This is a genomic window from Streptomyces achromogenes, from assembly GCF_030816715.1.
In the GTDB taxonomy this organism is placed as follows: domain Bacteria; phylum Actinomycetota; class Actinomycetes; order Streptomycetales; family Streptomycetaceae; genus Streptomyces; species Streptomyces achromogenes_A.
The window spans coordinates 521,115-546,460 of record NZ_JAUSYH010000001.1; the positions used below are offsets into that span (position 1 = coordinate 521,115).

Here is a 25,346-nt window from a genome sequence, read left to right on the forward strand (position 1 = left end):
CGATCCTGCCGACAAGCTCGGCTACGGGAGCATGGAGATCGACCGCGCGGGTCAGGCCGAGGCCTTCGACGCCATCGGCGACCACTACGACGAGGCCTTCCCCCACAAGGAAGGCCAGGTCGCGTCCGCCGAGTGGCTCATCGCCTCCCTGCCGACCGGGTCCCGTGTCCTGGACCTGGGATGCGGCACCGGGGTCCCGACCGCCCGCCGGCTGGCTCAGGCGGGGCTGCGGGTGGTCGGCGTCGACCTGTCGGACAAGATGGTCGCGCTCGCCCGCAGGAACGTGCCCACCGGAGTGTTCCACCAGGCCGACATCGCGGACCTGCGGCCCGGCGGCCCACGGGACCTGGGCCGCTTCGACGCGGTGACGGCCTTCTTCGCCCTGCTCATGCTGCCGCGCGCGGAGATCCCGCTCGCCCTGCGGACCGTCCACCACCTGTTGTCTCCGCACGGACTGTTCGCGTTGTCGATGGTCGAGGCCGATGTGGACGACTTCCCCATCCCCTTCATCGGCCGGACGATCCGGGTGTCCGGCTACCTCCGGGAGGAACTGCGCGAGGTCGTCGAGGCGACCGGTTTCGAGATCGTCGCGGAGACCTCGTACACGTACGCTCCGGCGACCGTGGACGTCCAGCCCGAGGTGCAGATCTTCCTGCGGTGCGGGCGGCGCGCCTGACGCCCCTGATCCACCCTCGCCCGGCGGGCCCGCACGGCAGGAAGGACGCGCGTGACGAACCACTTCGGAGCCGAAAGAGGCACCGGCGACCAGACGGCCGGCGTGCACGACCCCGCTGCTCGCAGGCGCGGCCGGGAGCGTCCCGCTCCGTCACCGGGGTCCGGCGAACGCGTCCAGTCAGCGCCCGTCCGGCCGGACGAAGGCCCCTGTCACCGGGGCGGCGGCCGAGCGATGCGCGTGTCGGGCGCGGAGGCCGCCGTCGGACGGGCGAAGGGCGCAGGGCGCGACGCCGCCGGGCAGCAGACCGACCGGTTGCGGTACCTGGACGCGGCGACCCGGGAGATCGCCCGCGGCATGAACCTCGACGAGACGTTGCGGGAACTGTGCCGGGCGGCCGTACCGGCCTTCGCCGACCTGGCGTTCGTCCACCTGTACGCACCACTTCCGGTCGGTGACGAGATCACCGCCTCCCCCGGTGTCCTGCGGCTGCGCGCCACGGACCGCGCACCGGTGGTCAGGGCGGCCGCGCACGGGCCCCGGCCGGCGCCGCGGCCCGCCGGCAAGGTCACGGCCGCGCAGGTCGTCCGGGCGGCGGCCGACGGTCTGCTCGCCCGGCTGCTGCGGGCCGGGCGGCCGGTGTTCGGAGACCTGCCGGGCGTTCGTTCCGTGGTCGCCGAGCTGCTGGGGGCGACGGACACTCCCGGCGCGGTGCCGCCCGGGCGGCGGCTGATCCTCGCGCCACTGCACGGCCGCAGCCACGCCATGGGCAGCGTCGTCCTCGTCCGCGGACCCGGCCGGGCGGACTTCACCGGCGACGATCTGCTCGTCGCCTCCCAGCTCGCCACGCACACCGCTCTCGGGATCCACAAGGCGGTGCTCTACGCCCGCGAGGCGTCCGTCGCGGACACGCTCCAGCGCACGATGCTTCCGCCGTCGCTGCCGGAGCCGACCGGAGTCGCGCTGGCCAGCCGCTATCTGCCGTCCTCGCGGACCGCGCAGGTCGGCGGCGACTGGTACGACGCGATCCCGTTGCCCGGAAACCGAGTGGCGCTGGTCATCGGCGACGTGATGGGCCACTCCATGACCTCGGCCGCGATCATGGGGCAGTTGCGCACCATCGTGCAGACGCTGGCCGGGCTCGACCTGCCGCCGGACGAGATCCTGCACCACCTCGACGAACAGGCGGAGCGCCTGGGCAGCGAGCACACGGCGACCTGTCTGTACGCCATGTACGACCCCGTACTGCACCGGCTGCTGGTGTCCAACGCGGGCCATCTGCCACCGGTTCTCCTCCACCCCGACGGCAGTACGGAGATACTGCCGGTTCCGCCCGGCGCCCCGATCGGCGTGGGCGCCGGCGGCTTCGAGTCCACCGAGATGCACGCCCCGGCCGGAGCCACCCTGCTGCTGTACACCGACGGTCTGGTCGAGTCCCGCGACTCGGACGTGCTGACCGGGGTGGACCGGCTGCGCGCCCGACTGCGGTCGGCGGGCACCGGGTCCACGCCCGCGGCACTGGAGGAACTGTGCGATCTGGCGCTCGGAACGCTGGGGTCGGGAGGCCGGGACGACGACATCGCGCTGCTCGCGGCCCGCTTCGAGGGCATCCCGCCGGAAACCGTCGCCTACTGGTACATGGCCCCGCGTCCGCAGACCGCGCGACAGGCCCGTCGGCTGACCCGCCGGACACTGCACGCCTGGGGTCTGGACTCCCTGGTGGAGTCCACCGAGCTCCTGGTCAGCGAGGTGGTGGCGAACGCCGTGCGTTTCGCCTCCCGTCCGATCACCCTGCGACTGCTCCGCACGGACGTACTGCGCTGTGAGGTGGGGGACGACTCGCCCCTGGTCCCCCGGATGCGGCACGCCCGGCTGAGCGACGAGGGCGGGCGGGGCCTCTTCCTGGTGGATCAGCTGGCGCAGCGCTGGGGGGCGACGCGGGTGAGCGTGGGCAAGGTCGTCTGGTTCGAGCAGTCACTGTCCGGCGAGCAGGACCCCGGCTGACGGAAGGGGCCGGCCGCAGCCCGGTCGGGGCGCGCTCGCCCCGACCGGACGGGTCACCGTCGGCCTCGGTGGAGGGGCTGCTGCGGGAACGTGGGGGAGCACGCCCCCGCAGCCGCCCGGCCGGTCGGCCGGGGTGGTCAGAGTGCGGTGAAGGTCCACAGCAGGTTGGTGCTGGTGCCGTAGGTCCACTGCTTGGTGACGGCCCCCGAGGCGACGCTGCCGCCGCCGTCGAGCACCAGCCCCGTGGCGCGGTTGGCGATCGAGTAGCGGTCTCCGCCGCGCGAGGTGATCGTCCACTGCTGGTTGGGGCTGCCGTTCCAGGCGGCCTGTCGGGCCGGCGAGCCGTCGGCGGCGGCGCCCCAGCCGTCGGCGACCATCCCGTTGGTGCGGTTGACCAGCTTGTGGAAACCGCCTCCCACGTCCACCGCCTGCCACTGCAGGTTGGGGCTGCCGTCCCACGACCACTGCTTGAGGTTGGAGCCGGAGGCGACGTTGCCTCCGCTGTCGAGGGCGAGGCCGTCGGTGACGTTGGTGATCCGGAGGTACGTCGCCGGGTTGAACCGGACCTTCAGCGAGGTGATCTGGTCGTTGTTGCCGGTGACGCGCAGGTCGGGGTTGTCGGCGGTGAACGTCCACGAGGTGCCGGTGAAGTTGTCGCCGGAGTAGCCGGTCACCTGGTAGCCCGGGGCGGGCCGGAGGGAGGAGATGGTGCGCAGGCCCAGGCCCGACGCGGTCAGGTCGGCCGCGGTGTGGTCGCCGAGGGTGAGCACGGCGGCGGCGCCGGAGTAGCCGACGTCGGCGAAGGCGAGCACCCCTGCCTGCGGCCGAAGGTCCGGAATCGTGCCGGAGAAGGCGAACTTGAGGACGTACGCGTTCGCGCTGTAGGGCACCGAGGAAGGCAGGGTGATTGTGAGGCCGGACGCGCTCTGCGTCGGCGTGGGCAGGCTGATGTAGGAGCCCGCGGTGGAGTCGAGGAGCTTCACCGAGGTCAGCGTGGACAGGTTGATCCGGTCCGAGCCGAGCGTCTTGATCGTCAGGGAGCTGCCGGGCCAGCCGAGGGCGGTGGCGTACAGGACCGTGCCCGCCTTGTTGCGCGTGAAGCGGATGTCCTGTGCCGTGCCGGCGGTCGGGTTGGTGAAGGATCCGCCGCCCATCTTCGTCGGACCCTCGCCGTACGCGGTCCAGGCGCGGGTGGCGTACACCGACTCGCCGAACCGCTTCAGGTGGTCACCGATGCCGAGCAGGATGTCCTTCTGGGCCTGGGGGATGGTGCCGTCGGCCATCGGCGCGATGTTGAGCAGCACGTTGCCGTTCTTGCTGACCCGGTCGAGGAAGGAGTGCAGCATCTGCCGGGTGCTGTAGTAGCCGATGCCCTGGGTGTAGCACCAGCTGCTGTTGGAGATGCTGTCGTCGGTGAGCCAGTAGGGGGTGGTGAGTTCGGCCGGACCGCCGCGCTCGTAGTCGAAGATCTCACCCTTCCCGTTCATGCCGTCCTTGTACGTGGCGACGACCTCGCGCCCCCAGCTGTCGGCCTGGTTGTAGTAGTAGGACAGGAAGTTCAGGCGCTGGGTCTCGTCGACGGCGTCCAGCTTGAAGTCCTGCCAGAGGATGTCCGGCCGGGCCCGGTCGATGACCTCCTTGAGCTTGTCGTACCAGAGCTGGTCCTCCGCCGCCTTGCCCAGCTGCCCGTAGAGCTTCTTCAGGCTGGGGTCGGTCTGCGCGGGCGCGTACTCGTAGAAGCCGTTGTAGTGGTACGCGTGGTGCATGGCCACCAGCAGCTTGAGGTTCTTGGCCCGGATGGCCGTGGTGAACAGCTGCAGCAGGTCGAGCCGTGGGCCCTTGTCGACCGAGTTCCACTCGTTGACCTGGCTGTCCCACATCGAGAAGCCGTCGTGGTGCTCGGCGACGGGTCCGGCGAATTTCGCACCGGCGTCGACGAACAGCTGCGCCCACTCGTCGGGGTCGAAGCTGCCGCCCGCCGACTTCAGTTTCGGCGCGAACTTCACGGTGTTCCCGGCCAGGTCCTGCGCTCCGTTGATGAAGTTGTGGTAAGGCCACGCCGACGGGTTGCCGTAGGTCGCGATGTGGTGCTGGTTGGCATTGCTGCCGCTCGCGTACATATTGCGCGGGTACCACTCGCTTTCGTACGCGGGCACGCTGAAGACGCCCCAGTGGAAGTAGATCCCGAACTTGGCGTCCTGGAACCACTCCGGGGCCGGCGGGTGCTGGTCGACCGAGTTCCAGTCGGGGGTGTACATGCTGGGGGCGGCCTGTGCGCCGCCCGCGCCGAACACGCCTCCGGCGGACGTCGCCGCGGCCACGAAGGTGGCTCCCGCCAAGAACCGGCGTCTGTTGATCGAACTCGACATGACACATCCCTGGTGCGGAAGGGGTGGGAAGGAGGGGACGCGACGCCCGACTCGGTCCCGCCGTCGGGGCGCCGCTCGTTACGCACGAAGGTCGACCATGCGCCCTTGCCGTGTCAACGGGCGCGCAGGGATGAAACCCAGCTCCTGAGCAGGCATTTTGCCGCCTTGATGTTAATTCGCTCCAGTTTGCCGCCTACCAGACATGGCATGTCTGGTGGGCATCTCGCGATGGAGTCACCTCAGGGAGGGCCACGATTGATGGGATGGATCGACGGCAGATTCAGGTATCCCCAGGCGTAAGACTCCTCAGCGAGCGGGAACTACGCGGCACATTGCCCCCAAGGGCTAGACACGCCACCGATTGCCCACCTTTAAACATCCCATCTCTCCTGGACGGCGCGTCACACGGTCGTCGCCCATGCCAAACGTCTCCCGCTACGGGACCAGCGCGAGGAAGAACCCATGAGACTCAGAACCGCCCTCTGTTCCGCTGCCTCCGTCCTCTCCGCGATGGCGCTGCTCAGCGCCTGTGGCGGATCCGGCACCGCGCCGGCTCCGACGGCAAGCCGCTGGTCGGCGTCGACTACCCGCGGTCCGACACCGACTTCTGGAACTCGTACATCAAGTACACGCCGCAGTACGCCAAGGAGCTCGGCCTCTCACTCAAGACCACCAACTCGCAGAACGACGTCGCCAAGCTGACCGCCAACGCGCAGACGTTCATCAGCCAGGGCGCAATCTCGCCCGCGAGGCGGTCAAGGCACTGTCGGTCGCGCGGGCCCTCAAGATCCGCAGGGGCGACGGCACCTACGTCACCAGCCTGCACCCCAGCCTGATGCTGGAGGGGCTCGGCGGCGCGGTGGAACTCCTGCAGAGGGACGCGGCTGCCCTGCAGGATCTGATGGAGGTGCGGCGGCTCCTCGAGCCCATGGCCACAGCGCTCGCGGCCACCCGGATCACCGATGCCCAACTGACGGAGGTAAAAGGCCACTTGGATGCGATGCGGGAGGCCCGCGACGATGTCGAGCGACTCTACGCGCACGACGCCGCCTTCCACCGCGCCGTCGTCGCCGCCACCGGCAACGAAACCCTGCTCACCCTGCTGGAGAGCGTCTCCGGCCGCACGCTGCGTGCCCGCATCTGGCGCGGACGGGCGGACGACCAGTCCGCGGGCCGCACCCTGGCCGAGCACGAGGCGATCCAGCGGGCGCTGTCCACCCGCGACGCCACTCTCAGTCAGGCCGCCGCGCTGCTGCATGTGAGCACCACGGAGCGGTGGCTGAATGAGCACCTGCGCGCCAACGGGCCGCTCGACTCGACGGCGCCTCCGCAGCGCCTCCGCAGCGACGCGGCCGACGTCGCCCCCGGTCCGCGCGGCACGGGGCCACGGGGGACGGGGCCGGGATGACGGACCCGGCCGGTGGTCACGGCATCCGCGTCACCGGTGGTGCGGTGACGTCAGGTAGTGCCGGCGGAAGAGCTCCTTCCCGTAGGGCAAACCGCTCCCGGCACCCGTGCGAGAACGGTCGGCTTCCGCGGGCGGGTCGCCGGAGCGGTGACCGGAGCGCCTCGCGTTCGACGTCGGACGCATGGCCGACAGTGATCCGGGGGACTCCGGGACCACGGTGTCCGCCGCCCGCGGTGCCGGGCCCGGCACCGCGGGAACGAGAACGACGAGCACAACGAGCGCAAGGAGCAGTAGTGAACGATCCCGAGCCCCTCGCCCTGCAGCAGGAGATCGCCAGGGAACTCCAGGTCACCGAGAGCTTCGAGGCCGAGGCGGAGATCGAGCGCCGGGTGGCCTTCCTCGCGGAGCGGCTGACCTCCACCGGGCTGTCCTCCCTCGTGCTCGGCATCAGCGGCGGCGTGGACTCCACGACCGCCGGCCGGTTGTGTCAGCTCGCGGTCGAGCGGGCCCGGGACTCCGGGCACGACGCACGGTTCTACGCGATGCGGCTGCCCTACGGGGTCCAGGCCGACGAGCACCACGCCCAGCTCGCCCTCTCCTTCATCCGCCCCGACCGTGTGCTGACGGTGGACGTCAAACCCGCGAGCGACGCCGCCCTCGATGCCCTGCGCGCCACCGACGTCACCTTCCGGGACGCCGGCCACGAGGACTTCGTCCTCGGCAACATCAAGGCGCGCCAGCGCATGATCGCCCAGTACGCGGTCGCCGGCGCGCACCACGGCCTGGTCGTCGGCACCGATCACGCCGCCGAGGCGCTCTCCGGCTTCTTCACCAAGTTCGGCGACGGCGCGGCCGACCTCGTCCCGCTGTCCGGCCTCACCAAACGCCGGGTACGAGCCGTGGCGGACGCGCTGGGAGCGCCCGCCGAACTGGTACGGAAGGTTCCCACGGCCGACCTGGAGACCCTCGACCCGGGCAAGGCCGACGAGGACGCGCTGGGCGTCGCCTATGACGAGATCGACGACTTCCTGGAGGGCGGGACCGTCACGGAACGCGCCTTCCGGACCATCGTCGACCGCTACCACCTCACGGACCACAAACGGCGGCTGCCCATCGCCCCGTAGCCGGCGAGTTGCCCTCGATGACCGGGCGGTGGTACTCGGCGCACAGGGCGGGCAGGCGCCTGTGGCGCGGTGCTCATCCGGCGGCCGCCAGGAGGGCGGTGCGGCTGCCGAGGGCGTGGGAGAACTGGTCGACGACCTGGGCCAGGCTCTCGCCCGTGCCCGGGGCGACGGTCAGCGTCCCGTCGTCGGCCACGGTGATCTCCTGGTCGAGCGTGAACCAGCCCTGGACGATGTGGGCGGCGCCCATGGAGCTGAGCACCGGGCGCAGGGCGTAGTCGATCGCCAGGACGTGGGCCGTGCTCCCGCCCGTCGCCAGGGGCAGGACGGTCTTGTCGGCCAGGGCGTGCTGCGGGAGCAGGTCCAGCAGGGACTTGAGCAGTCCGGAGTACGCGGCCTTGTAGACGGGCGTGCCGATCACGACGCCGTCGGCGCGGTCGAACAGCTCCGCCGCCTCGACGATCGCCGGATGCCGGAAGTCGGCGCCGAGGAGCGCCTCGGCGGGAATGGTGCGGACGTCCAGGGGGATCACGTCATGCCCCTGGGCGGTGAGCCGCCGGTCCAGGTGGCGCAGCAGGCGGGCGGTGCGGGAGGCGGGGGACGGACTTCCGGAGACGGACAGGACGGTGGCCATGGCGGACCCTTCGCGAACATGAGGTGGGTGTGGAGCGTGACGGTGGAGCGAGCCCGGTACGTTCCGCGGGGCCGGGCCGCGGACGGCGCGCGGGCACGGCGGTGCGGCCCTCGGCGCGGCCCCGTGCGACGGCGCTGCGGGAGGCGGAGGGAAGCAGGCGGTGAACAGGGTGAGCGGGGGACGACACCCGGTCAGGGGCCTCGGGTGCGACGGTATGGCGGTGCGGCGGCAGCGCGTGTCAGGTCTCGGGGGCCGATCGGTGCGCGGATGCGGGGCGTTGTGCCGGCGGATGCGTACGACGGGTCCACGTGGGAAGGCACTCGGCTCGCGACGGTGTCACCGAGGGAGGGGAGGGTCGGTCAGACGGCCCGCTGCCGCGTCAGGCGCAACACGCTGCGGACCACACGCGACCGAAGTCGATGTGATCGCGGGTGACCAGGCGCTGCTCGGCGTTCATGCGGCCAATTGAGCAGGACATCGGGCATCTCGTCAACCACTGCCCGGATGCCGGACCTGCCGGACCCGGTCCCCGCCGGAGCAACTTCCCTATATTTCCTATCGGATAACTAGGAAAGCATTGACGGCCCGCCCGCCGGATGCGCAGGATGATGCACATGCCACCCGTGCCCGGCGTGAGCCGCGCACCCTGTGCCGTCCGCTGCCCGCGCATGCCCCGACAGTCCCGCACCACCATGCGGACGCGATGCGCGCACCCCGCCGCACCCGACACCCGTATTCGCACCCGCATCTCGCACCCGATCCCGAGCCCGAGGAGACCGCCGTCATGGGCGTTGCCACCGCGCCGTCCGCACCCGCCGCGCCGCAGCACCGGACCGCGCCCGGCCGTGCGCACTGGCTGCGCGTGGCCCGCGAGACGGCGGACGACCTGGCCACGGACGCGGTGACCAGGGAGCAGGCGGGCAAGGTCCCGTTCGACGAGGTGTCCCGGCTGCGTGAGGCGGGGCTGCTGGCACTCCTGGTCCCGGCCGGGCAGGGAGGCGGCGGCGCGGACTGGAGCACGGCCTACGCGGTGATCCGGGAGATCGCCGCGGCCGACGGCGCGATCGCCCAACTCCTCGGGTGTCACTACTTCCTGGGATGGAGCACCCGGTCGCTCACCGAGCCCGGTCGCGCCGCCCTGATCGAGCGGCAGGCCGTGGCGGAAGGCTGGTGCTGGGGCGGCGGCCTCGCCCGCCGGGAACCGCCGCTGACGCTGACCGGCACAGCCCAGGGGTACGTACTCGACGGCTGTCAGAGCTACGCCTCGGGGGTGCTGGTCGCCGACCGCATCGCCGTGCGTGCCGTGCGGTCGGACACCGGTGAACCGCTCGCCGTCGTCGTCGACCCGGCCGACCGCCGGGTGCGGACCGACGGCGACACCGGAGCCTTCGGCCAGCGACTCGCGGCCGGCGGCGCCGTGGAGTTCGACTCCGTGCCGCTCGCCCCCCAGGACGTGCTCGGCTCCCTGTCCGCCGACGAGGACGTCCTGTCGCCCGCGCTCGCGCTGGCCTCGCCGGTCGGACGTCTCCTCTCGGTCCAGCTCCTGCTCGGCATGACGGAGGGGGTGCTCGCCGAGGCCCGGGAGTACCGCAGGGGGGCGGGCCACGCGCCCTGGCATCCGGCCTGGCCGGCGGGCTCCTCCCAGGACCCGCACACGCTGACCGCGTACGGAGAACTGACGGTCCTCGCACGCTCCGCCTCCGCGCTCGCCGGACAGGCGCTCACGGCGGTGGAGGGAGCCCTGGCGCGCGGCGCGGACCTCTCCTACGACGAGTGCGCGGAAGCGTCCGTCCTGGTGGCCGTGGCCGAGGCCGCCGCCTCCAGGGCCGCACAGGAGTCCACCACCCGCGCCCTCGACGTCATCGGCGCCCGCTCCGCGTCGGCACGGCTGGGCTTCGACCGCTTCTGGCGCAACGCGCGGGCCCACACGCTGCACGAGCCCGTGTCCCACCGTCTGCGCGACGTCGGGGACTACTTCCTCAACGGCGCCCACCCTCCGTTCGTGCTGCCCGCCTGACCTGCGGACCACGGCCGCCCGAACCCCGCCCGGGAGACCCGGTCCCGCTGGGCGAGACACGTCTGTCCAATATACGAACACCCCCTTGGGAGAAGCGCGCACTTCTGCCACGATCCCTACAAGCCAGGTAGGAATACTAGGGATCAGGGGGTGGCCATGGGATCGTTCGACCGCACCGGCCGGGCGCTGCCCCTGCTGACCTCGCGCCGTCACATCGACTTCGGCCGCACCTCCAGCGCCTTCTGTCGGCCCTTGCGACGTCACCGCAGCCGCATGTCCGCGCACCAGCGCTGAACTCCCGTCCGGCCGCCGCACTCGGCGCGCCGGACAACCCCGGCTCGCCGCTCCCCCCACTCCCCCGCGCTCCGTCACCCGGCCCGCCACGGCTCCTGAGCCGTCGGCGGCCGAGGTGCCGTGCGCCGGTGCACGCGGAACGCCGTCGTCCCGACCCGCCCGTAACGCCCCGCGCTCCGTTTCCCGAAAGGACACTGCCGTGTCTGCCGCACGACCGCTCGCCACACTGCGCACCGTCGCCGCCCTCGCCGCCCTGCCTCTCCTGCTCACCGCCTGCGGCTACGGCTCCGAGGCCACCGACGACGGCGGCAAGCAGACCGCGGTGGCGGCGGATGCCAAGAAGCTCTCCGCCGACGAGGTCAGCATCGGCTACTTCCCCAACCTCACGCACGCCACCGCCCTGGTGGGCGTCCAGGAGGGCCTGTTCCAGAAGGAGCTCGGGGGCACCACGATCAAGGCGTCCACCTTCAACGCCGGCCCCTCCGAGATCGAGGCGCTGAACGCGGGCTCCATCGACATCGGCTGGATCGGCCCCTCCCCCTCCATCAACGGCTACACCAAGTCCAAGGGCAAGAACCTGCGCATCATCAGCGGTTCGGCGTCCGGCGGCGTGAAGCTGGTGGTCAACCCCGAGAAGATCAAGACCCTCGACGACGTCAAGGGCAAGAAGATCGCCACCCCGCAGCTCGGCAACACCCAGGACGTCGCGTTCCTCAACTGGATCGCGGAGAAGGGCTGGAAGGTCGACGCACAGAGCGGCAAGGGCGACGTCTCCGTCGTCCGCACCGACAACAAGATCACCCCCGACGCCTACAAGTCCGGTTCCATAGACGGCGCCTGGGTGCCCGAGCCGACCGCGTCCAAGCTGGTCTCCGAGGGCGCCAAGGTGCTGCTGGACGAGTCGACGCTGTGGCCGGACAACAAGTTCGTGATCACGAACATCATCGTGTCGCAGAAGTTCCTCAAGGAGCACCCGGACGTCGTCGAGGCCGTGCTGCGCGGCTCGGTGAAGACCAACGAGTGGATCAACGCCAACCCCGACAAGGCGAAGGCGTCCGCCAACACGGCGCTGGAGAAGCTGTCGGGCAAGGCGCTGCCCGCCGACGTCCTCGACCCGGCCTGGAAGTCCATCACCTTCCTCGACGACCCGCTGGCCGCCACGCTCGACACCGAGGCGCAGCACGCCGTCAAGGCCGGTCTGCTGGAGAAGCCCGACCTGAAGGGCATCTACGACCTCACGCCCCTCGACAAGGTCCTCAAGGCCGCGGGCAAGCCCGGGGTCAGCGACGCCGGTCTCGGCGCCGAGTAACGCACCGCCACCACAACCGAACAGCTCCCAGGAGGTGACGACCATGGCCACCACGATCGCCCAGGCTGCCGAGAACGCCACGGCGGCGACCCACGCCGCCGCCCGCATCGCGCACGTCTCGAAGTCCTTTCCCGCCCCGGGCGCTCCCGGCGGACAGCAGCTCGTGCTGGACGACATCACCCTCGATGTCGCACCCGGCGAGTTCGTCACCCTCCTGGGGGCCTCCGGCTGCGGAAAGTCCACGCTGCTCAACCTGGTCGCGGGACTGGACCGGCCGTCCGCCGGCTCGATCGCCACGGACGGCCGGCCCGCCCTGATGTTCCAGGAACACGCCCTGTTCCCGTGGCTGACCGCGGGCAAGAACATCGAACTCGCCCTGAAACTGCGGGGCATCGCCGCGCCCGAACGCCGCCAGGAGGCGGAACGGCTCCTGGACCTCGTCCGGCTGCGGGGCGCGTACGGCAAGCGCGTGCACGAACTCTCCGGCGGAATGCGCCAGCGCGTGGCCCTGGCCCGTGCGCTGGCCCAGGACAGCCGGCTGCTGCTGATGGACGAGCCGTTCGCGGCCCTCGACGCCATCACCCGTGACGTGCTGCACGACGAACTGACCCGTATCTGGCGCGAGACGGGACTGTCGGTCCTCTTCGTGACGCACAACGTGCGGGAGGCCGTGCGCCTCGCCCAGCGGGTGGTGCTCCTGTCCTCACGGCCGGGACGCATCGCCCGCGAGTGGACGATCGGCATTCCGCAGCCGCGCCGCATCGAGGACAGCGCGGTCGCCGAGCTGTCCGTCGAGATCACCGAAGAACTGCGTAGGGAGATCCGCCGACATGGCCAGCACTGACAGCGGCGTCGCCGTCGACGAGGACGGCCACCCGGAAGCCGCACGGCCCGGGGACCCGCACGACCTGACCGGGCTCGAAGCCGGACTCGACGCGCTGGACACGGTGCAGACCACGCGTACGCCGCTGCGCGAGACCCTGCTGCGCAAGGTGCTGCCGCCCGTCACCGCCGTCGTCCTGGTCCTGGCGGTCTGGCAGCTGCTGGTGTGGTTCGAGGTCGCCCCCGACTACAAACTGCCCTCGCCGGCCGACGTGGGCAGCGAGATCCGCGACGCCTGGTTGCAGGGCACTCTGCTCGACTACATCTGGACCAGCGTCTCGCGCGGGCTGCTCGGGTTCCTGCTGGCGCTCGTCATCGGCACCCCGCTGGGCCTGCTGGTCGCCCGGGTGCGGTTCGTCCGGGCGGCCATCGGCCCCATCCTGTCGGGACTGCAGTCGCTGCCCTCGGTGGCCTGGGTGCCGCCCGCCGTGATCTGGCTCGGGCTGGACGACTCGATGATGTACGCCGTGATCCTGCTGGGCGCGGTGCCGTCCATCGCCAACGGCCTCGTGGCGGGCGTCGACCAGATCCCGCCGCTGTTCCTGCGGGCCGGGCGCACCCTGGGCGCGACCGGGCTGCGCGGGGCCTGGCACATCGTGATGCCGGCGGCGCTCCCCGGCTATCTGGCGGGTCTGAAGCAGGGCTGGGCGTTCGCCTGGCGGTCGCTGATGGCCGCCGAGATCATCGCCTCCTCACCCGACCTGGGTGTCGGTCTCGGTCAGCTGCTGGAGAACGGACGCAGCAACTCGAGCATGCCGCAGGTGTTCCTGGCCATCTTCCTGATCCTGCTCGTCGGCATCGCCATCGACCTGCTGATCTTCAGCCCGCTGGAGCGGCGGGTCCTGCGCAGCCGGGGACTGCTGGTGACCCGCTGACCGCAGGGCGTACGCCTCCGGACCGGGGCCGGACACCGGACCGGGGGCGAGGTCGGGGGCGACGGCGGGGGCCGCGGCCTCAGCTCGGGCCGGCGCAGAGCTTTTCGCGGGGAACGGGGGAACTCCCCAGCTTCTCCTGGACCTGGTCGAGATCCGCGAGGTACCGGTCGGGGTCCTTCGTCGCGGCGGTCGCGTAGTCGAGGACGGCCCGGTAGAACGCGGCCGACACGTCGGGCGTCATCGCGTCGGCGGCGCCGAAGCACAGGGTGTAGCCGGAGTGCGGCCTGAGCATCCCGGCTATCCGCCGCTGCACCGGGGTGGCGTAACGGGTGACGTGACCGTCGGCGGAGAAGGCCGCGCCCGCCTCCTGGTCCACCCACAGTTGCTGGGCCCTCGTCCCGGCGAGGAAGGCGATGAACGCCTCGGCACTCGGGTTGTCGTCGGTGAACATGCCGACGAAGTCCGCCGAGACCTCCAGTCGGCGGGTCGGGGAGGAGGTCACGAAGTCGTGGGCGTGTCCCTGGTCGAAGCCCATGGCGGACAGCGCGCCGTGCGCGAGGGAGCACTTGGGGGGCGCCGTGGTCATTCCCGCGGCCGCCTCGCCGAAGTTGCGGACGGCCGCGCCCCGCACGCCGTCGCCCATGAGGGCGCGCCAGGTGGTCCACGCCTCGTCGAGCTGGGTCGACCGCCACTTCTCACCGCCGGTCAGCCACTTCGTGTAGAACCCGGCGCCGGTCCGGGCGAGGAGGATGTCCGCGATCCAGTCCGCGCCCGGCCAGCCGGAGGTGGGTCCGGACTCCAGTCCCAGGCACCAGATCCCGGGCGTGCCGAGATCGGGCGGCCCGGACCGTCCGGTCGCCGCCCTCGCGAACCAGGCGAGGCTCTTGACGTCCACTTTGACGGGCACCGCGTAGACCTCGCCCCGCACCGTGGCCAGCCCGCGGAAGGGCTCCAGATAGGCGCCGGTGGGCACGTCGAGCGGCTGCAGTCCGCGTTGCTTCCCCTTCCCCCTCTCCGCGTAGCCGTGGACGGCTCCCACGCTCGGCAGCATGGCGAGGTCGGGCGGAGCCCCGGCCGTCACGGCGGCGTCGAGCTGCTGGGTCAGGGCGCGGGTGACCTGGACGTCCACCTGGATGCCGGTCTCCTTCTCGAACGCCGTCAGCACCGAGTAGAAGGCCTGGAACTCGTCGCCGGACCAGGGAATCATGATCGTCACCCGGTCGGGCCGCCCGGACCCGCCGCCGCAGCCGGCCGCGGCCAGCAGCAGGCCGAGGACCAGGACACAGCGCGTGAGCCGCGCCGTCAGCGTCTTCTTCATGGGCGCGGAAACCTGTATTCGGAGAGACGGGGGCGGTAGCCGAGGTAGGCGAGCACCGCGGCGACCGCGAGGAGGCCCAGCGCGAGCGTGGTGGTCAGCCAGTGCCCGAGCAGCGGGGTCTGGTGCAGGGCCAGGGCGTCGCGTCGGCTCAGCCGGCTGGCGGTGATCCCGACCGCCGCGGTGGCGGCCAGGGCGACGACCAGGCGCAGGCCGACGAACCGCCGGAAGCGCCGGGCGACCACGCGGCCGGTCGCCAGGACGCAGACGAGCATGACGGCCGTCGGCCCGACGAGCAGGGAGCGGACGTAGACCGGGTTCAGCCAGCGCGACCGCTTCTGTGCGTCGAGGGCTTCGTTCTGCAGGTCCTTCAGGTCGGTGAGGGAGGCCGTGAGCCCACCCGTGCCGGGGATCCATTCCCCCGTCCGCGGGTCCTTCGCCCGGGGGGCGGTCAGGGCCAGCCGCGCGGAGTCGAGGACGCCGGGGCCGCTGCGGGCGTAGTCGCGCACCGCCGTGTTGGCCAGTTGCAGGCAGGTGGTCAACTGGCCCTGGACGTACTCGAACTGGGTGCGTCCCCGGTTGCCCGCCGCGTTGCCCCCGGCCGCCGAGGTGACGAGGGTGTTCACCCGCGCGGTGTCGTTGGCGAACTCGGTGCCCGTGCCGATCAGCGTGACCTGCCGGGTGGCGGCGACCTTGGCGAGCGCCGCCTCTGCCGCGACGGCCGTGCCGCGGGCCTGTTCGATGTCCTCGACGGCTGCCTCGGTGCGCCTGGCGGCGGCCATCTGTTCTCCGGCCTGCGCCGACACCAGCAGGTACAGCAGCGCCGTGGCCGCCACCATGGCGAGCACGCCCGCCCTGAGCCACCGCAGCACTCTGACGGGATGGACGGCGCGCGCCCGCCGCCGCCCCTCGGAGGCCCTCTCGTGGAAGGACCGCCGGGGCCGGCCGGCCGTGGCGCTCACGAGGCGTCCACCGGCCCGCCGTCCGGCTCGTCCGCCGTCGCGTCGAGGGGGTGGCCGCACTTCTCGCAGAACTTCGCCGAGCGCGTCGACGGCGTCGTACCGCACCGGGGGCAGCGGCGGACGACGTCGCCGTCGGCGGGCGGGAGCCCCACCGCGTCGTCGGGCGGGGCCGCGGTCCTGGTCGAGTCGAGTCCCAGTCGTTGCACCTGGCCACGGGAGACGTCGCTGTGCATGTGCGGCAGGTTGTCGGGGCCGATGACCGACACCGAGCGCAGCAGCCGCAGGCGCGCGGTGTCGCGGAGTTCCTCGGCCAGTCGTATCGCGATACGCAGTTCCCGGTCCGCGCGTTCGCGTTGCCCCTTCTGCTGGGCGTCCGCGCAGGCCCGCATCGCCATGCCCAGCTCGTGCTCGTTCTCCACGCGGGTGAGATCGGCGGACGGCGGGATGCCGAACCCGGGTGTCCCGCGCCGCCGTACGACCATGGCCCCGGGCTCGCTGCACGGCACGCGTGTCCCGTCGGGCTGCTCGGAGTGCAGCGTGATGCGGGCGGCGCGCAGGTCCTCCTCGACGGTCAGCGTGTCGGGGTCGAAACGCAGGGACACCTGGTACTGGCGGGTTTCCGGCGGCCAGGAGCCGAGGGGTATGTGGATCTCGTCGCCGTGCTGCCGGCGAGCCGTCAGTTCCGCCTCCACGGGGCGGGTCTGGCGTACGAAGCCCAGCCGGAACCGGCTGTTGAGGCGCAGGCCCAGGTAGACACGGGGCACGACGATGCGCTGGGCCTGCCGCATGGTCCGGGTGAAGTCCTGTGCGAGGTCGGAGGCGGTGACTACGGCTTGCGCGCTTCCGTGCAGTGCCTGGGTGATCCTGAGCAGCTCCGCGTAGTTCCAGTCCTCGCCGAGCCCCAGCGCGTCGCAGACGAACCGGTCGGTGCACGTCTCCAGGACGCTGCCCAGTTGTTCGGGCGTCTCGTGCTCGTCCTTGCCGTCCGTGTAGAGCACCGCGTGGCGTACGACGCCGGGCGAGGTCACCGACGCGAAGAGGCGGTCCGCGCAGGCCAGCCACTTCCCGATCGCCGTGCCGCCCTCGGCCAGCTGGCCGATGATCCGGCTCTTGGCCTCCTGCCGGGTGTCGGCGTCGACCGACGCGAGGCGGCCGGTGACGGGGAAGACGACCTCGGCCTCGTGATGGCCCGCGACGATCCCGAGGAGTGTCCCGTCCCGCAAGGTGTCGACGGCCGCGCACATGGCGCGTTTGGCCTCGTCCAGCTTGCCGTGCCCGGCCATGGACAGCGACTTGTCCATGATGAGGACCTCGGCGGTCTGCGTCCGCGACGCCTGCCCGGCGGCCGGACGGGCCCGGACGGTGACGAGGGCGTCGGCGCGCGTCGCGTCGTGGGCCAGGTCGGCAGGCGCGTCCACGTCCACTTCGAAGCTGAGCCCTGTCAACGGCGGCCTGTCCCCCACCGGCACCACCCGACTGTGTCCCGTGTTTCCCCGTGATCCTGCGCATCTCCGCGTGCCCGTGCGTAGCGACTCAGAAGCCTAGCGTGTCGGGTCTCGCTTCGACACGGGAACGACCGGTTCGCCTGCGCAACGCCGGCCACCTCCATTCCAGCGCCGGGCGCAGTCGGTTCGCCAGGTCCACCAGGGCCACGTACGCGCGCTCGGTGGGAGCGTGCGCACCCAGCCCCCGGACCGCTTCCGACAGCCTCAGCCGGTCGTGGGCGCGCAGGAACTCGGCGTACCGGATCTCCGCCTCGAGGCCGGCGGCCGCGGCGTCGTCCACCTGGAGGCCGTCCAGCGCCGCACGGGCGTCTGTCAGGTCGTCGTGCGTCGGCGGGGCGGGTGGGGTCTGCCGGGCGGGGACGGTGACCAGCAGGCGGACGATCGCGACCCGCGCCTCGCGCTCGTAGCGGAACTCCTGGGTGAGCCGTTCCGCGGTGGCCACCGCTTCCGCGCGCCGGCCGGACAGCAGGTGCACCCGGGCCAGCCCGAAACCGGCCGCGCCGAGCGCGGGCGTGGTGTCGAAGACGGTGCCGTAGTGCGAGCGGGCGACCTCGTGGTCGTCGCGGAACTCGGCGCACAGGCCGAGCGCGAGCTGCGGGATCAGCTCACCCGGCAGGGCCCGTCGCACCTCGGTGAAGTGGCCGGCGGCTCTGGGCACGTCCTCGCGGGCCAACGCGATCAGGCCGGAGTACCAGGCGTGCAGCCAGTGCCAGTCGGGCAGTCCCGCGCGCGTGAGCGCCTGCGCGGCCCGGGTGACGTCCCTGCGGCGCAGCGCGAGCCGGCTCTCGGCCAGCGCGTTTCCGGCCGCGTCGCCGATGCGCGGATCGTCGGGGTCGGACAGGGGCGTGGGGAGTGCGCCCGCCATGTCGCGAGGGCCCGGGCAGGAGAACGGCGCGGGCAGGGTCAGCAGGGCGTCCCCGGCCACGGTCGCCCGGACCCAGTGGTCGAGGGGACGCGCCGTGCCCAGCCCGCCGTGCAGGGGCTCCGTCATCGAGCCGAACAGCGCCGACGGGCGGGCCACCTGCCGGCCGACCGGCGGCGCCGCCACGATCTGCCGGACCACCCCGCTGAGCTGCTCGCCGAACTGGCGTGCCGAAACGAATCGTCGCTCGGGCACGACGATGTCCGTGGCACGGTCCAGCAGCAGCATCAGCGAGTCGACTCCCGGCGCCGCTCGGTCGATCCCGTGCGAGCGGCACACCTCCCGCAGCGTCATGCCGAGGCCGTACAGGTCGAATCCGGGGGTGGGCTTCACGTGCTCAGGGTCGTCCTCGGGGGGCGCGTACGCCTTGGTGTAGGCGACGATCGGACCGGCCTCCTCCTGGGAGCGCACCGCACCGAAGTCGATGAGCCGCACCCGGTCCAGCGGCCGGGCGGAGCCCGCGGAGCCCTCCTCCCGGAACCGGATGACGTTCAGGGGTTTGACGTCGCAGTGCAGCAGCCCTCTGGCGTGCAGGTAGTCGAGCGCCTGGAGGAGGCGGACGCCGTGCGCGAGGAGCGTCTCGAGCCGGTCTCCGTCGCGCGCCGACAGGGCGACGCCCGGCACGTACTCGAGCACGAGGTGGGGCCCCTGGGGTTCGTAGCCGAGGATGCGGACGATGCTGTCGTGCCGGAGCCCGACCAGCACGTCCCGCTCGTGCTCGGCCGTCCTGGCCACCGACCGGTTCAGCGCCTTGAGGACCACCTGCGTCTCGAGGTTGCGGTCGTGTGCGAGATACGCGGCGCCGTAGGCCCCCGAGCCGAGGACCCGCTCGACGTCGTAGCGGCCGGCGATGGTGAGGCCGTGCGGCTGGGCGAAGTCGAAGCGGGTTCCGCAGTTCGCGCAGTAGCCCGCGGTGCGGCCGGGCTCCCCGCCGTGCCCTCGGCCCACCGGCTGCCCGCAGACGGGATTCGCGCAGAACCGGTGCTCCTCGGCGACCGGGCCCGCCACGGGGAGCGGCGGGTCAGGAGGGTCGGCGGTGAGGCCGGAATCGATCAGGTCGAGGCCGTACCAGGGGTCCGGGCGCACCTGCGCCACGCCGACGCTGACGCCCCGCGCCGAGCCTGCGCGCTGTTCCTGCGCCACGCCGGCGGGCGAGACGGCGCCTTCCCGCGGCAGCGGGCGCTTGTCGCACTTCGGGCAGAAGCCCTGCTTGTCGATCTCGCCCAGGCCGCAGTCGGGGCGGTTGCACCTCAGCAAGGCGTCACCCTTCGTCGATCCGGCGGTTGACCTCGTCGATGTAGAGCCGGACCCGCCTGCGGGCGGCCGCGAGGTCGATCGGCACGGTCTGCAGCGCGCGCGCCGCGGGGGCGTACAGCTCGGCGAGCCGCCGGTCCTCCTCGCCGAACAACCGCGCCGCGCGCACCCGGTGCAGTTCGAGGCTCGTGCAGAGGTCGGCGTAGTCGTCGACCATCCGCCGCAGCGCCCGGTCGAAGGCGGCGACCTCGGCGCGGGCTTCGAGGGCCCGGTCGTGGACCGCGGTGAGCTCGGCGTTCGGCTCGGTGGTCCGGGCGACGGCCAGCCGGATCCGCAGGCGGGGTGCGGCGCTGCGGGGCGGGCGGGGCGCGCCGAAGAACTTCTCGCCCCACCGCGCCCACAGCCGGGCCGCCGCCTCCTCCTCGGCGGCGAGCTGTCCGACCGCCGTCTGCGCCTGGGCCGAGGTCACGCTCGCGGAGGCCGAACCGACGATGGGGGCCGGGTCGAGGGACACGTCATGGGCGAGGTCTTGCGGGGGCCGGTCCTCGAAACCCAGGACCAGACGCAGGCCGCTCGAGCGGGCCCGCCGGGCCAGCGGCCCGAGCAGATCCCGTACGAGTGCGTCCGGGTCGGCCGCCCGGTCGACGCGGCCCACCACGAGGCAGGCGGGAGGCCGGCGACGCGCCAGCCGGCGGACCGCCTCGCGGTCGTCCTCCGCGCGCAGTCCGAACCGGCCCGTCAGGTACCGGCGCACCTCGGCGACCGACCTGCCGCAGGCGTCGTACGCCGCGTCGATGGAGCCGAGTCCCAGCACGGTGTCCCCGGGGGCCTCGGTCAGCTCGGCGTCGGACACGGTCGCGCGGGCCGCCGGGTCGGCCGTGCGCACGAGTCGCACCAGCCACGAGGAGCCCGCGCCGACCGAGGCGTCGGTGCCGACGGCCACGGTGCCCGACCAGTCGCCGTCGAGCAGGCGCGTGAGCTCCTGGGTGAGCGCGAGACGCAGCGGGTCGTGCAGCACGTCCTGGGGCAACTCGCCGCCGGACGGGCCGAGTTCGTCGGTACGGTGGCCGCCGGTGAACTCCTTGATGCTCGGCAGGTACGTCAGCAGCGTCTCGGTCGGCAGCATCCAGGCCGCCCGGGCGTCGCCGTTGACGTAGTCGGCCACCACGATGCCGATGACTCTGCCCTTGAACTCGCCGTCCAGCGCAATGACTCCGGCGCCGGAGTAGCCCGCCTCGATCCACGGGTCACCGGCGCGGATCTGCCTCAGCAGGCCCCATTCACCCTCCCGTCCGCCGGAACCGGCCAGTTCGGCGTCGGTGGCCATGCCGTAGGGCTCGGCCTGCGGGAAGCCGTACACCCGCACCCTGCCGCCGGAGATCGGCACCTTCCACAGGGTGGTCCTGGTCGCGCAGTCGACGGGCTCGTCGAGTACGAGCAGCGCCACGTCCCCGCGCCGTGTGCCGTGCTCGTGCACCCACGATCCGGGGACCACGCGCGCGGTGCGGGTCCACTCCGGACCGCAGGCCACACTCCTGATCCGTACGCAGGACGCCGTGCCCTGCGGCTGCGCTCCCGCGTACCGGACGACATGAGCGCAGGTCAGCACGTGCCGGTCGTCGAGCAGCACCCCGGCACCGCAGGGAGCCCCACGCTCGTCGTCCACCCTCACCCGCCACGCGTTCTCACTGTGGTGATGCAGCGCCATCCCTCAACAGTAGGACAACTCCCGTCCCAGGGGCCCGAGATGACGCGAACGCGGTTCCACCCGCGCACAGGCGCGGACCATGCGCCGGCCGGCGGGATCCCGGCCGGCTCGACGGCCGTCCCGCTCACCGGGGCGGCCGGCGGGCCGGCGCGGGTGGGCACGGACGCACGGGCTGACCGCGTCGCGTCGGCACAGGGCCTGCGCCCCCTCGCCGGCACGGCGCGCGAAACGCCGGGGACGTCCCGGCTCGGCCGGGCGGATGAACCGCTCACCCGTCGTGACCACAAACGCGTCCCGGCGGAAGGGGCGCAGGTGCCGACGGGACTACTTTGCGCTGGGCGGGTTACGCCGACGCCCGAAGCTCCACCGGTGGGGCGGGGCACACGAGCGGCCTTGTCGGCCTTCGCCCTCATCGCCCGTGCAGTGCTGCCGATCGAGGAATCTGATGGCGACCCATACCGAACCCGTTGCCCCCGTCCCCGCCGCCGAGCGCCGCAGCCGGGGGCACGCGGTCGTGTCCTGGCTGACCACGACCGACCACAAGAAGATCGGTCACCTCTACCTGGTGACGTCGTTCGCGTTCTTCCTCGCCGGAGGGGCGCTTGCGATGGCGGTCCGAGCGGAACTGGCCCGGCCGGGGCTGCAGTTCCTGTCCCAGGAGCAGTACAACCAGTCGTTCACCATGCACGGCACGATCATGCTGCTGCTGTTCGCGACGCCGACGTTCGCCGGGTTCGCCAACGCGATCATGCCGTTGCAGATCGGCTCCCCGGACGTCGCCTTCCCCCGGCTGAACATGTTCGCGTACTGGCTGTTCGCCTTCGGCGGGCTGATCGTCCTCTCCAGTTTCCTCACCCCGCAGGGCGCGGCCGACTTCGGCTGGACGGCGTACACCCCGCTCAGCGGCGGTGACCACACCGCCTATCTCGGCGGCGACCTGTGGATCATGGGGCTCGCGCTGGCGGGGTTCGGCACCATCCTCGGTGCGGTCAACTTCATCACCACGATCATCTGCATGCGCGCCCCCGGCATGACCATGTTCCGCATGCCGATCTTCACCTGGAACGTGCTGCTGACGTCGGTGCTCGTCCTGCTCGCCTTCCCCGTTCTGGCGGCCGCCCTGCTCGTCCTGGAGGCGGACCGGAAGTTCGGGGCGCTCGTCTTCGACCCGGGCAACGGCGGGGCGATCCTGTGGCAGCACCTCTTCTGGTTCTTCGGCCACCCCGAGGTCTACATCCTCGCCCTGCCGTTCTTCGGGGTGATCAGCGAGATCATCCCCGTCTTCTCCCGCAAGCCGGTCTTCGGCTACATGGGGCTGGTCGGCGCCACCATCACCATCACGGGCCTGTCCGCGACCGTGTGGGCCCACCACATGTTCGCCACGCAGGCCGTGCTGCTGCCGTTCTTCTCCTTCATGAGCTTCCTGATCGCCGTGCCCACGGGCGTGAAGTTCTTCAACTGGATCGGCACGATGTGGAACGGGTCGATCTCCTTCGAGCCGCCGATGCTGTGGGCGGCCGGCTTCCTGGTCACGTTCCTCTTCGGCGGTCTGACCGGCGTCCTCCTCGCTTCGCCGCCGATGGACTTCCATGTCACCGACAGCTACTTCGTGGTCGCCCACTTCCACTACGTGCTCTTCGGCACGATCGTCTTCGCCATGTTCGGCGGCTTCAGCTTCTGGTGGCCGAAGATGACGGGCACGATGCTCGACCACCGACTGGAGAAGATCCACTTCTGGACGTTGTTCGTGGGCTTCCACACCACGTTCCTGGTGCAGCACTGGCTGGGCGCCGAGGGCATGCCCCGCCGTTACGCCGACTACCTGGCCGCCGACGGTTTCACCGCCCTCAACACCGTCTCCTCCATCGGCGCCTTCCTGCTCGGCCTGTCCACTCTCCCGTTCCTCTACAACGTCTGGAGGACCGCGAGATACGGCAGGAAGGTCGAGGTCGACGACCCGTGGGGGTACGGCCGCTCACTGGAGTGGGCCACCGCCTGCCCGCCGCCGCGCCACAACTTCGTCGCGCTGCCGCGCATCCGCTCCGAGTCCCCGGCCTTCGACCTGCACCACCCCGAGCTCGCGGAGATCGAGCAGGGGGAGAACGAGGGCCGGCGCGACGCGGTCGACGCGGAGGGTCACAAGAGCGGCCCGCGGTGACGCGGGGCAGGCGGCGGACGGTGCCGAGGCGGCGAACCCGTCAGCGTGCCCCCGTCGGGAGATAAGAAACAGATAAAGATGGGAGGCATGCGGGGCGCGGGGCGGGGCACACGGCGGAACGGAGGTTGATAACCATGGTTCCCTTGCTGCTGGTTCTTCTGCTCGCCCTGATCCTCTTCGGCGCCGGGTTCGCCCTCAAGGCGCTGTGGTGGATCGCCGTGATCGTCCTCGTGGTCTGGCTGGTCGGCTTCTTCGCCCGGTCGACCGGGGCAGGCGGGACACGGGGCCGCTGGTACCGCTGGTAGAGCGGGTCGGCACACGCCGACACACGCCGGCGGACGCGGCATGAAAATACGGGTGGGGCGCACCGGACACCGGTGCGCCCCACCCGCATGTGCGCAGCAACCTCACCCGACGCTCACACACCCGCCCGTATCGTCGGCCGGCCTACGGGTAGGTGGCTGATCAGCTCGGGGCCGGAGCCTGTGCCGGCAGGGAACCCCGGCGCCTCCAGCAGGCGCCGGCCCCGAGTCGTCCGTGTCGTCCGGTGGTTCAGGCGTTGACGTGAGGGCGCCAGGCGGTCCTGCGCGGCGCGGCATGGTGCACCGGTTCGCTCGCCCGGGAGAGCCGCCCCCGGCCCAGCCACAGGGACGTCACGGACAGCAGTCCCGTGAAGACGACGAGGAAGAGCACCGACACCCACATCTGACGGCTCCCCGGGTCCTCCCATCCCGTCCAGCCCGCCGACGCGGCCCACAGGACGGCGCCGCCTGCGTAGACGGGGCGGATGCGCCGCAACTGCCGCACGGCACGCACGGATTCAGCGTGATCGATTTTCGATGCCATGTCGGCCAGGTACCCCGATCCGCGCCCTCCACCGGAAGGACGCGGACGACTTGCCGGGGTCGCCGGAACCGTCGAGCGGGGACCATGCGTCCAGGCGGCCTCACTTGATCCAGGCGTCCACCTTGGCGCGGTTGGCCTCGACCCACTTCTTGGCCGCGGCCTCGGGGGTCATCTTGTCGACGGCGATGTACTTGGCCACGACGTTCTGGTCGTCGTTCGTCCAGTTGAACTTCTTCACGAGGTCGTAGGCCGGGCTGCCGGACTTGGCGAACTTCGCACTGACGATCTTGTCCAGCGTGTAGACCGGGTAGTCGCACGCGATCTTCTCCGCGTCGGCGTCGCAACCCGTCTTGTAGGCAGGCAGGTTCACCTTCACGAGCGGCACCTCGGAGAGGAACCACTGGGGCTCGTAGAAGTAGCCGATCACCCATTCCTTGTTCTTCTCGGCCTTGCGGTAGGCCTGGATGAGCGCGGTCTCACTGCCCGCGTACACCACCTTGAAGTCCAGCTTCAGGTTCTTCACCAGCGCCTCGTCGTTGGTCACGTACGACGGGTCGCCGTCGAGAAGCTGGCCCTTGCCTCCCGACTCCGAGGTCTTGAAGTTCGCGGCGTACTTGTTCAGGTTGTTCCAGTCGGTGATGTCGGGATGCGCCTTCGCCAGCCACGGCGGCACGTACCAGCCGATGATGCCCTTGTTCCCGGTAGGGCCGGCCTCCACGGCGGTCTTCTGGCCGGTGATGTACTTCTTCTTCAGGTCGTCATGGCCCCAGTTCTCCAGGACGGCGTCCACCTCGCCCGTCCCGAAGCCCTGCCAGGCGATCTCCTCCTTGAGGTCCTTCTTGGTGACCTTGCAGTGGAGGTCGTTCTCCGCGACGTACGCGACGACCGCGGCGTCCGCCTCGTAGCCCACCCACGGGTTGACCGCGAGGTTGAAGGTGCCGCACTTGCCGGACCCGTCCGCGCCGCCGCCGGACCCCGAGGAGCTGTCGCCGACCTTCGCACCGCCGCAGGCGGTGAGGGTGAGACCGAGGACCGCCACGCCTACCGCGGCGGTTCTCCAGTGTTTCGCTTGCCTTGCCATGGCCTGTAG

General features: G+C 71.6%; 19 protein-coding genes and 2 pseudogenes. 12 read left to right on the plus strand and 9 right to left on the minus strand.

Annotated features, from left to right (window positions below):
- Positions 1-31 precede the first annotated feature (31 nt).
- Positions 32-676, plus strand: a complete 645-nt coding sequence (locus QF032_RS02325) for a class I SAM-dependent DNA methyltransferase (protein WP_307060132.1) — start codon at positions 32-34, stop codon at positions 674-676.
- Between the two features lie 51 nt (positions 677-727).
- Positions 728-2,677, plus strand: coding sequence for a SpoIIE family protein phosphatase (locus QF032_RS02330; RefSeq protein ID WP_373430276.1), 1,950 nt, complete (start codon positions 728-730; stop codon positions 2,675-2,677).
- Between the two features lie 137 nt (positions 2,678-2,814).
- Here the strand turns inward: QF032_RS02330 and QF032_RS02335 are convergent, their stop codons facing one another.
- Positions 2,815-5,046, minus strand: a complete 2,232-nt coding sequence (locus QF032_RS02335; RefSeq protein WP_307054666.1) for an alpha-L-fucosidase — start codon at positions 5,044-5,046, stop codon at positions 2,815-2,817.
- Positions 5,047-5,508: 462 nt separating this feature from the next.
- Here QF032_RS02335 and QF032_RS02340 point away from each other — a divergent pair.
- The 3 genes and pseudogenes from QF032_RS02340 to nadE form a co-directional block, all read left to right on the plus strand.
- Positions 5,509-5,780: pseudogene (locus QF032_RS02340) on the plus strand (sugar ABC transporter substrate-binding protein); the annotation flags it as partial.
- Positions 5,780-6,454 (plus strand): annotated as a pseudogene (locus QF032_RS02345) (FadR/GntR family transcriptional regulator); the annotation flags it as partial. The pseudogenes QF032_RS02340 and QF032_RS02345, both read left to right, overlap by 1 nt.
- Before the next feature lie 293 nt (positions 6,455-6,747).
- Positions 6,748-7,578, plus strand: coding sequence for an ammonia-dependent NAD(+) synthetase (nadE, locus tag QF032_RS02350; protein ID WP_307054668.1), 831 nt, complete (start codon positions 6,748-6,750; stop codon positions 7,576-7,578).
- Between the two features lie 73 nt (positions 7,579-7,651).
- On the opposite strand, the gene ssuE is transcribed toward nadE, so the two are convergent.
- Complete coding sequence (gene ssuE / locus QF032_RS02355; protein WP_307039543.1) at positions 7,652-8,209, minus strand: NADPH-dependent FMN reductase; 558 nt, start codon at positions 8,207-8,209, stop codon at positions 7,652-7,654.
- A gap of 784 nt (positions 8,210-8,993) precedes the next feature.
- On the opposite strand from ssuE, the gene QF032_RS02360 reads away from it, so the two are divergent.
- From QF032_RS02360 to QF032_RS02380, 5 genes are all read left to right on the plus strand, one after another.
- A complete protein-coding gene (locus tag QF032_RS02360; RefSeq protein WP_307054670.1) occupies positions 8,994-10,226 on the plus strand; it encodes an acyl-CoA dehydrogenase family protein in 1,233 nt (410 codons plus the stop codon).
- A 156-nt stretch (positions 10,227-10,382) separates the two neighbouring features.
- The gene (locus QF032_RS02365) at positions 10,383-10,520 is read left to right on the plus strand and encodes a hypothetical protein (RefSeq protein WP_307039547.1); all 138 of its coding nucleotides are present in this window, start codon (positions 10,383-10,385) and stop codon (positions 10,518-10,520) included.
- 199 nt (positions 10,521-10,719) lie between these two features.
- A complete protein-coding gene (locus QF032_RS02370) occupies positions 10,720-11,829 on the plus strand; it encodes an aliphatic sulfonate ABC transporter substrate-binding protein (RefSeq protein WP_307039549.1) in 1,110 nt (369 codons plus the stop codon).
- A 43-nt stretch (positions 11,830-11,872) separates the two neighbouring features.
- The gene (locus tag QF032_RS02375; RefSeq protein WP_307039552.1) at positions 11,873-12,673 is read left to right on the plus strand and encodes an ABC transporter ATP-binding protein; all 801 of its coding nucleotides are present in this window, start codon (positions 11,873-11,875) and stop codon (positions 12,671-12,673) included.
- Positions 12,660-13,586 (plus strand): ABC transporter permease, encoded by a 927-nt coding sequence (locus QF032_RS02380; protein WP_306955308.1) that lies wholly within the window; start codon positions 12,660-12,662, stop codon positions 13,584-13,586. The genes QF032_RS02375 and QF032_RS02380 overlap by 14 nt, the downstream gene beginning before the upstream one ends.
- Positions 13,587-13,665: 79 nt before the next feature.
- Here QF032_RS02380 and QF032_RS02385 read toward each other — a convergent pair whose 3' ends face one another.
- From QF032_RS02385 to QF032_RS02405, 5 genes are all read right to left on the minus strand, one after another.
- Positions 13,666-14,904 (minus strand): extracellular solute-binding protein, encoded by a 1,239-nt coding sequence (locus tag QF032_RS02385; protein ID WP_307054672.1) that lies wholly within the window; start codon positions 14,902-14,904, stop codon positions 13,666-13,668.
- Complete coding sequence (locus QF032_RS02390) at positions 14,901-15,863, minus strand: hypothetical protein (RefSeq protein ID WP_307039556.1); 963 nt, start codon at positions 15,861-15,863, stop codon at positions 14,901-14,903. Before QF032_RS02390 ends, QF032_RS02385 begins: the two co-directional genes overlap by 4 nt.
- A complete protein-coding gene (locus tag QF032_RS02395; RefSeq protein WP_307054674.1) occupies positions 15,860-17,281 on the minus strand; it encodes a VWA domain-containing protein in 1,422 nt (473 codons plus the stop codon). The genes QF032_RS02390 and QF032_RS02395 overlap by 4 nt, the downstream gene beginning before the upstream one ends.
- Before the next feature lie 115 nt (positions 17,282-17,396).
- The gene (locus QF032_RS02400) at positions 17,397-19,547 is read right to left on the minus strand and encodes a tetratricopeptide repeat protein (RefSeq protein ID WP_307039560.1); all 2,151 of its coding nucleotides are present in this window, start codon (positions 19,545-19,547) and stop codon (positions 17,397-17,399) included.
- A 4-nt stretch (positions 19,548-19,551) separates the two neighbouring features.
- Positions 19,552-21,252 carry a S1 family peptidase gene (locus QF032_RS02405; protein WP_307054676.1) on the minus strand — a complete coding sequence of 567 codons (1,701 nt, stop codon included), beginning with the start codon at positions 21,250-21,252 and terminating at the stop codon, positions 19,552-19,554.
- Between the two features lie 445 nt (positions 21,253-21,697).
- Here QF032_RS02405 and ctaD point away from each other — a divergent pair, with 445 nt between their 5' ends.
- Together ctaD and QF032_RS02415 are read left to right on the plus strand one after the other, a co-directional pair.
- The gene (gene ctaD / locus QF032_RS02410; protein ID WP_307054678.1) at positions 21,698-23,410 is read left to right on the plus strand and encodes an aa3-type cytochrome oxidase subunit I; all 1,713 of its coding nucleotides are present in this window, start codon (positions 21,698-21,700) and stop codon (positions 23,408-23,410) included.
- Between the two features lie 134 nt (positions 23,411-23,544).
- Entirely contained in the window at positions 23,545-23,715 is a 171-nt protein-coding gene (locus QF032_RS02415) for a DUF5670 family protein (RefSeq protein ID WP_057580461.1), read from the plus strand.
- A gap of 247 nt (positions 23,716-23,962) precedes the next feature.
- Here QF032_RS02415 and QF032_RS02420 read toward each other — a convergent pair whose 3' ends face one another.
- Both QF032_RS02420 and QF032_RS02425 read right to left on the minus strand, forming a co-directional pair.
- On the minus strand, positions 23,963-24,226 hold the full coding sequence (locus QF032_RS02420) for a hypothetical protein (RefSeq protein ID WP_373430277.1): 264 nt from the start codon (positions 24,224-24,226) through the stop codon (positions 23,963-23,965).
- Positions 24,227-24,356: 130 nt separating this feature from the next.
- The gene (locus QF032_RS02425) at positions 24,357-25,337 is read right to left on the minus strand and encodes an ABC transporter substrate-binding protein (RefSeq protein ID WP_307039567.1); all 981 of its coding nucleotides are present in this window, start codon (positions 25,335-25,337) and stop codon (positions 24,357-24,359) included.
- Positions 25,338-25,346: the final 9 nt, after the last annotated feature.

Coding starts and splice junctions, on each gene's coding strand:
- QF032_RS02325 (WP_307060132.1), top strand. CDS start 32: ATGGAGATCGACCGCGCGGGTCAGGCCGAGGCCTTCGACGCCATCGGC.
- QF032_RS02335 (WP_307054666.1), bottom strand. CDS start 5,046: ATGTCGAGTTCGATCAACAGACGCCGGTTCTTGGCGGGAGCCACCTTC.
- ssuE (WP_307039543.1), bottom strand. CDS start 8,209: ATGGCCACCGTCCTGTCCGTCTCCGGAAGTCCGTCCCCCGCCTCCCGC.
- QF032_RS02360 (WP_307054670.1), top strand. CDS start 8,994: ATGGGCGTTGCCACCGCGCCGTCCGCACCCGCCGCGCCGCAGCACCGG.
- QF032_RS02365 (WP_307039547.1), top strand. CDS start 10,383: ATGGGATCGTTCGACCGCACCGGCCGGGCGCTGCCCCTGCTGACCTCG.
- QF032_RS02375 (WP_307039552.1), top strand. CDS start 11,873: ATGGCCACCACGATCGCCCAGGCTGCCGAGAACGCCACGGCGGCGACC.
- QF032_RS02380 (WP_306955308.1), top strand. CDS start 12,660: ATGGCCAGCACTGACAGCGGCGTCGCCGTCGACGAGGACGGCCACCCG.
- QF032_RS02385 (WP_307054672.1), bottom strand. CDS start 14,904: ATGAAGAAGACGCTGACGGCGCGGCTCACGCGCTGTGTCCTGGTCCTC.
- QF032_RS02405 (WP_307054676.1), bottom strand. CDS start 21,252: ATGGCGCTGCATCACCACAGTGAGAACGCGTGGCGGGTGAGGGTGGAC.
- ctaD (WP_307054678.1), top strand. CDS start 21,698: ATGGCGACCCATACCGAACCCGTTGCCCCCGTCCCCGCCGCCGAGCGC.
- QF032_RS02415 (WP_057580461.1), top strand. CDS start 23,545: ATGGTTCCCTTGCTGCTGGTTCTTCTGCTCGCCCTGATCCTCTTCGGC.
- QF032_RS02425 (WP_307039567.1), bottom strand. CDS start 25,337: ATGGCAAGGCAAGCGAAACACTGGAGAACCGCCGCGGTAGGCGTGGCG.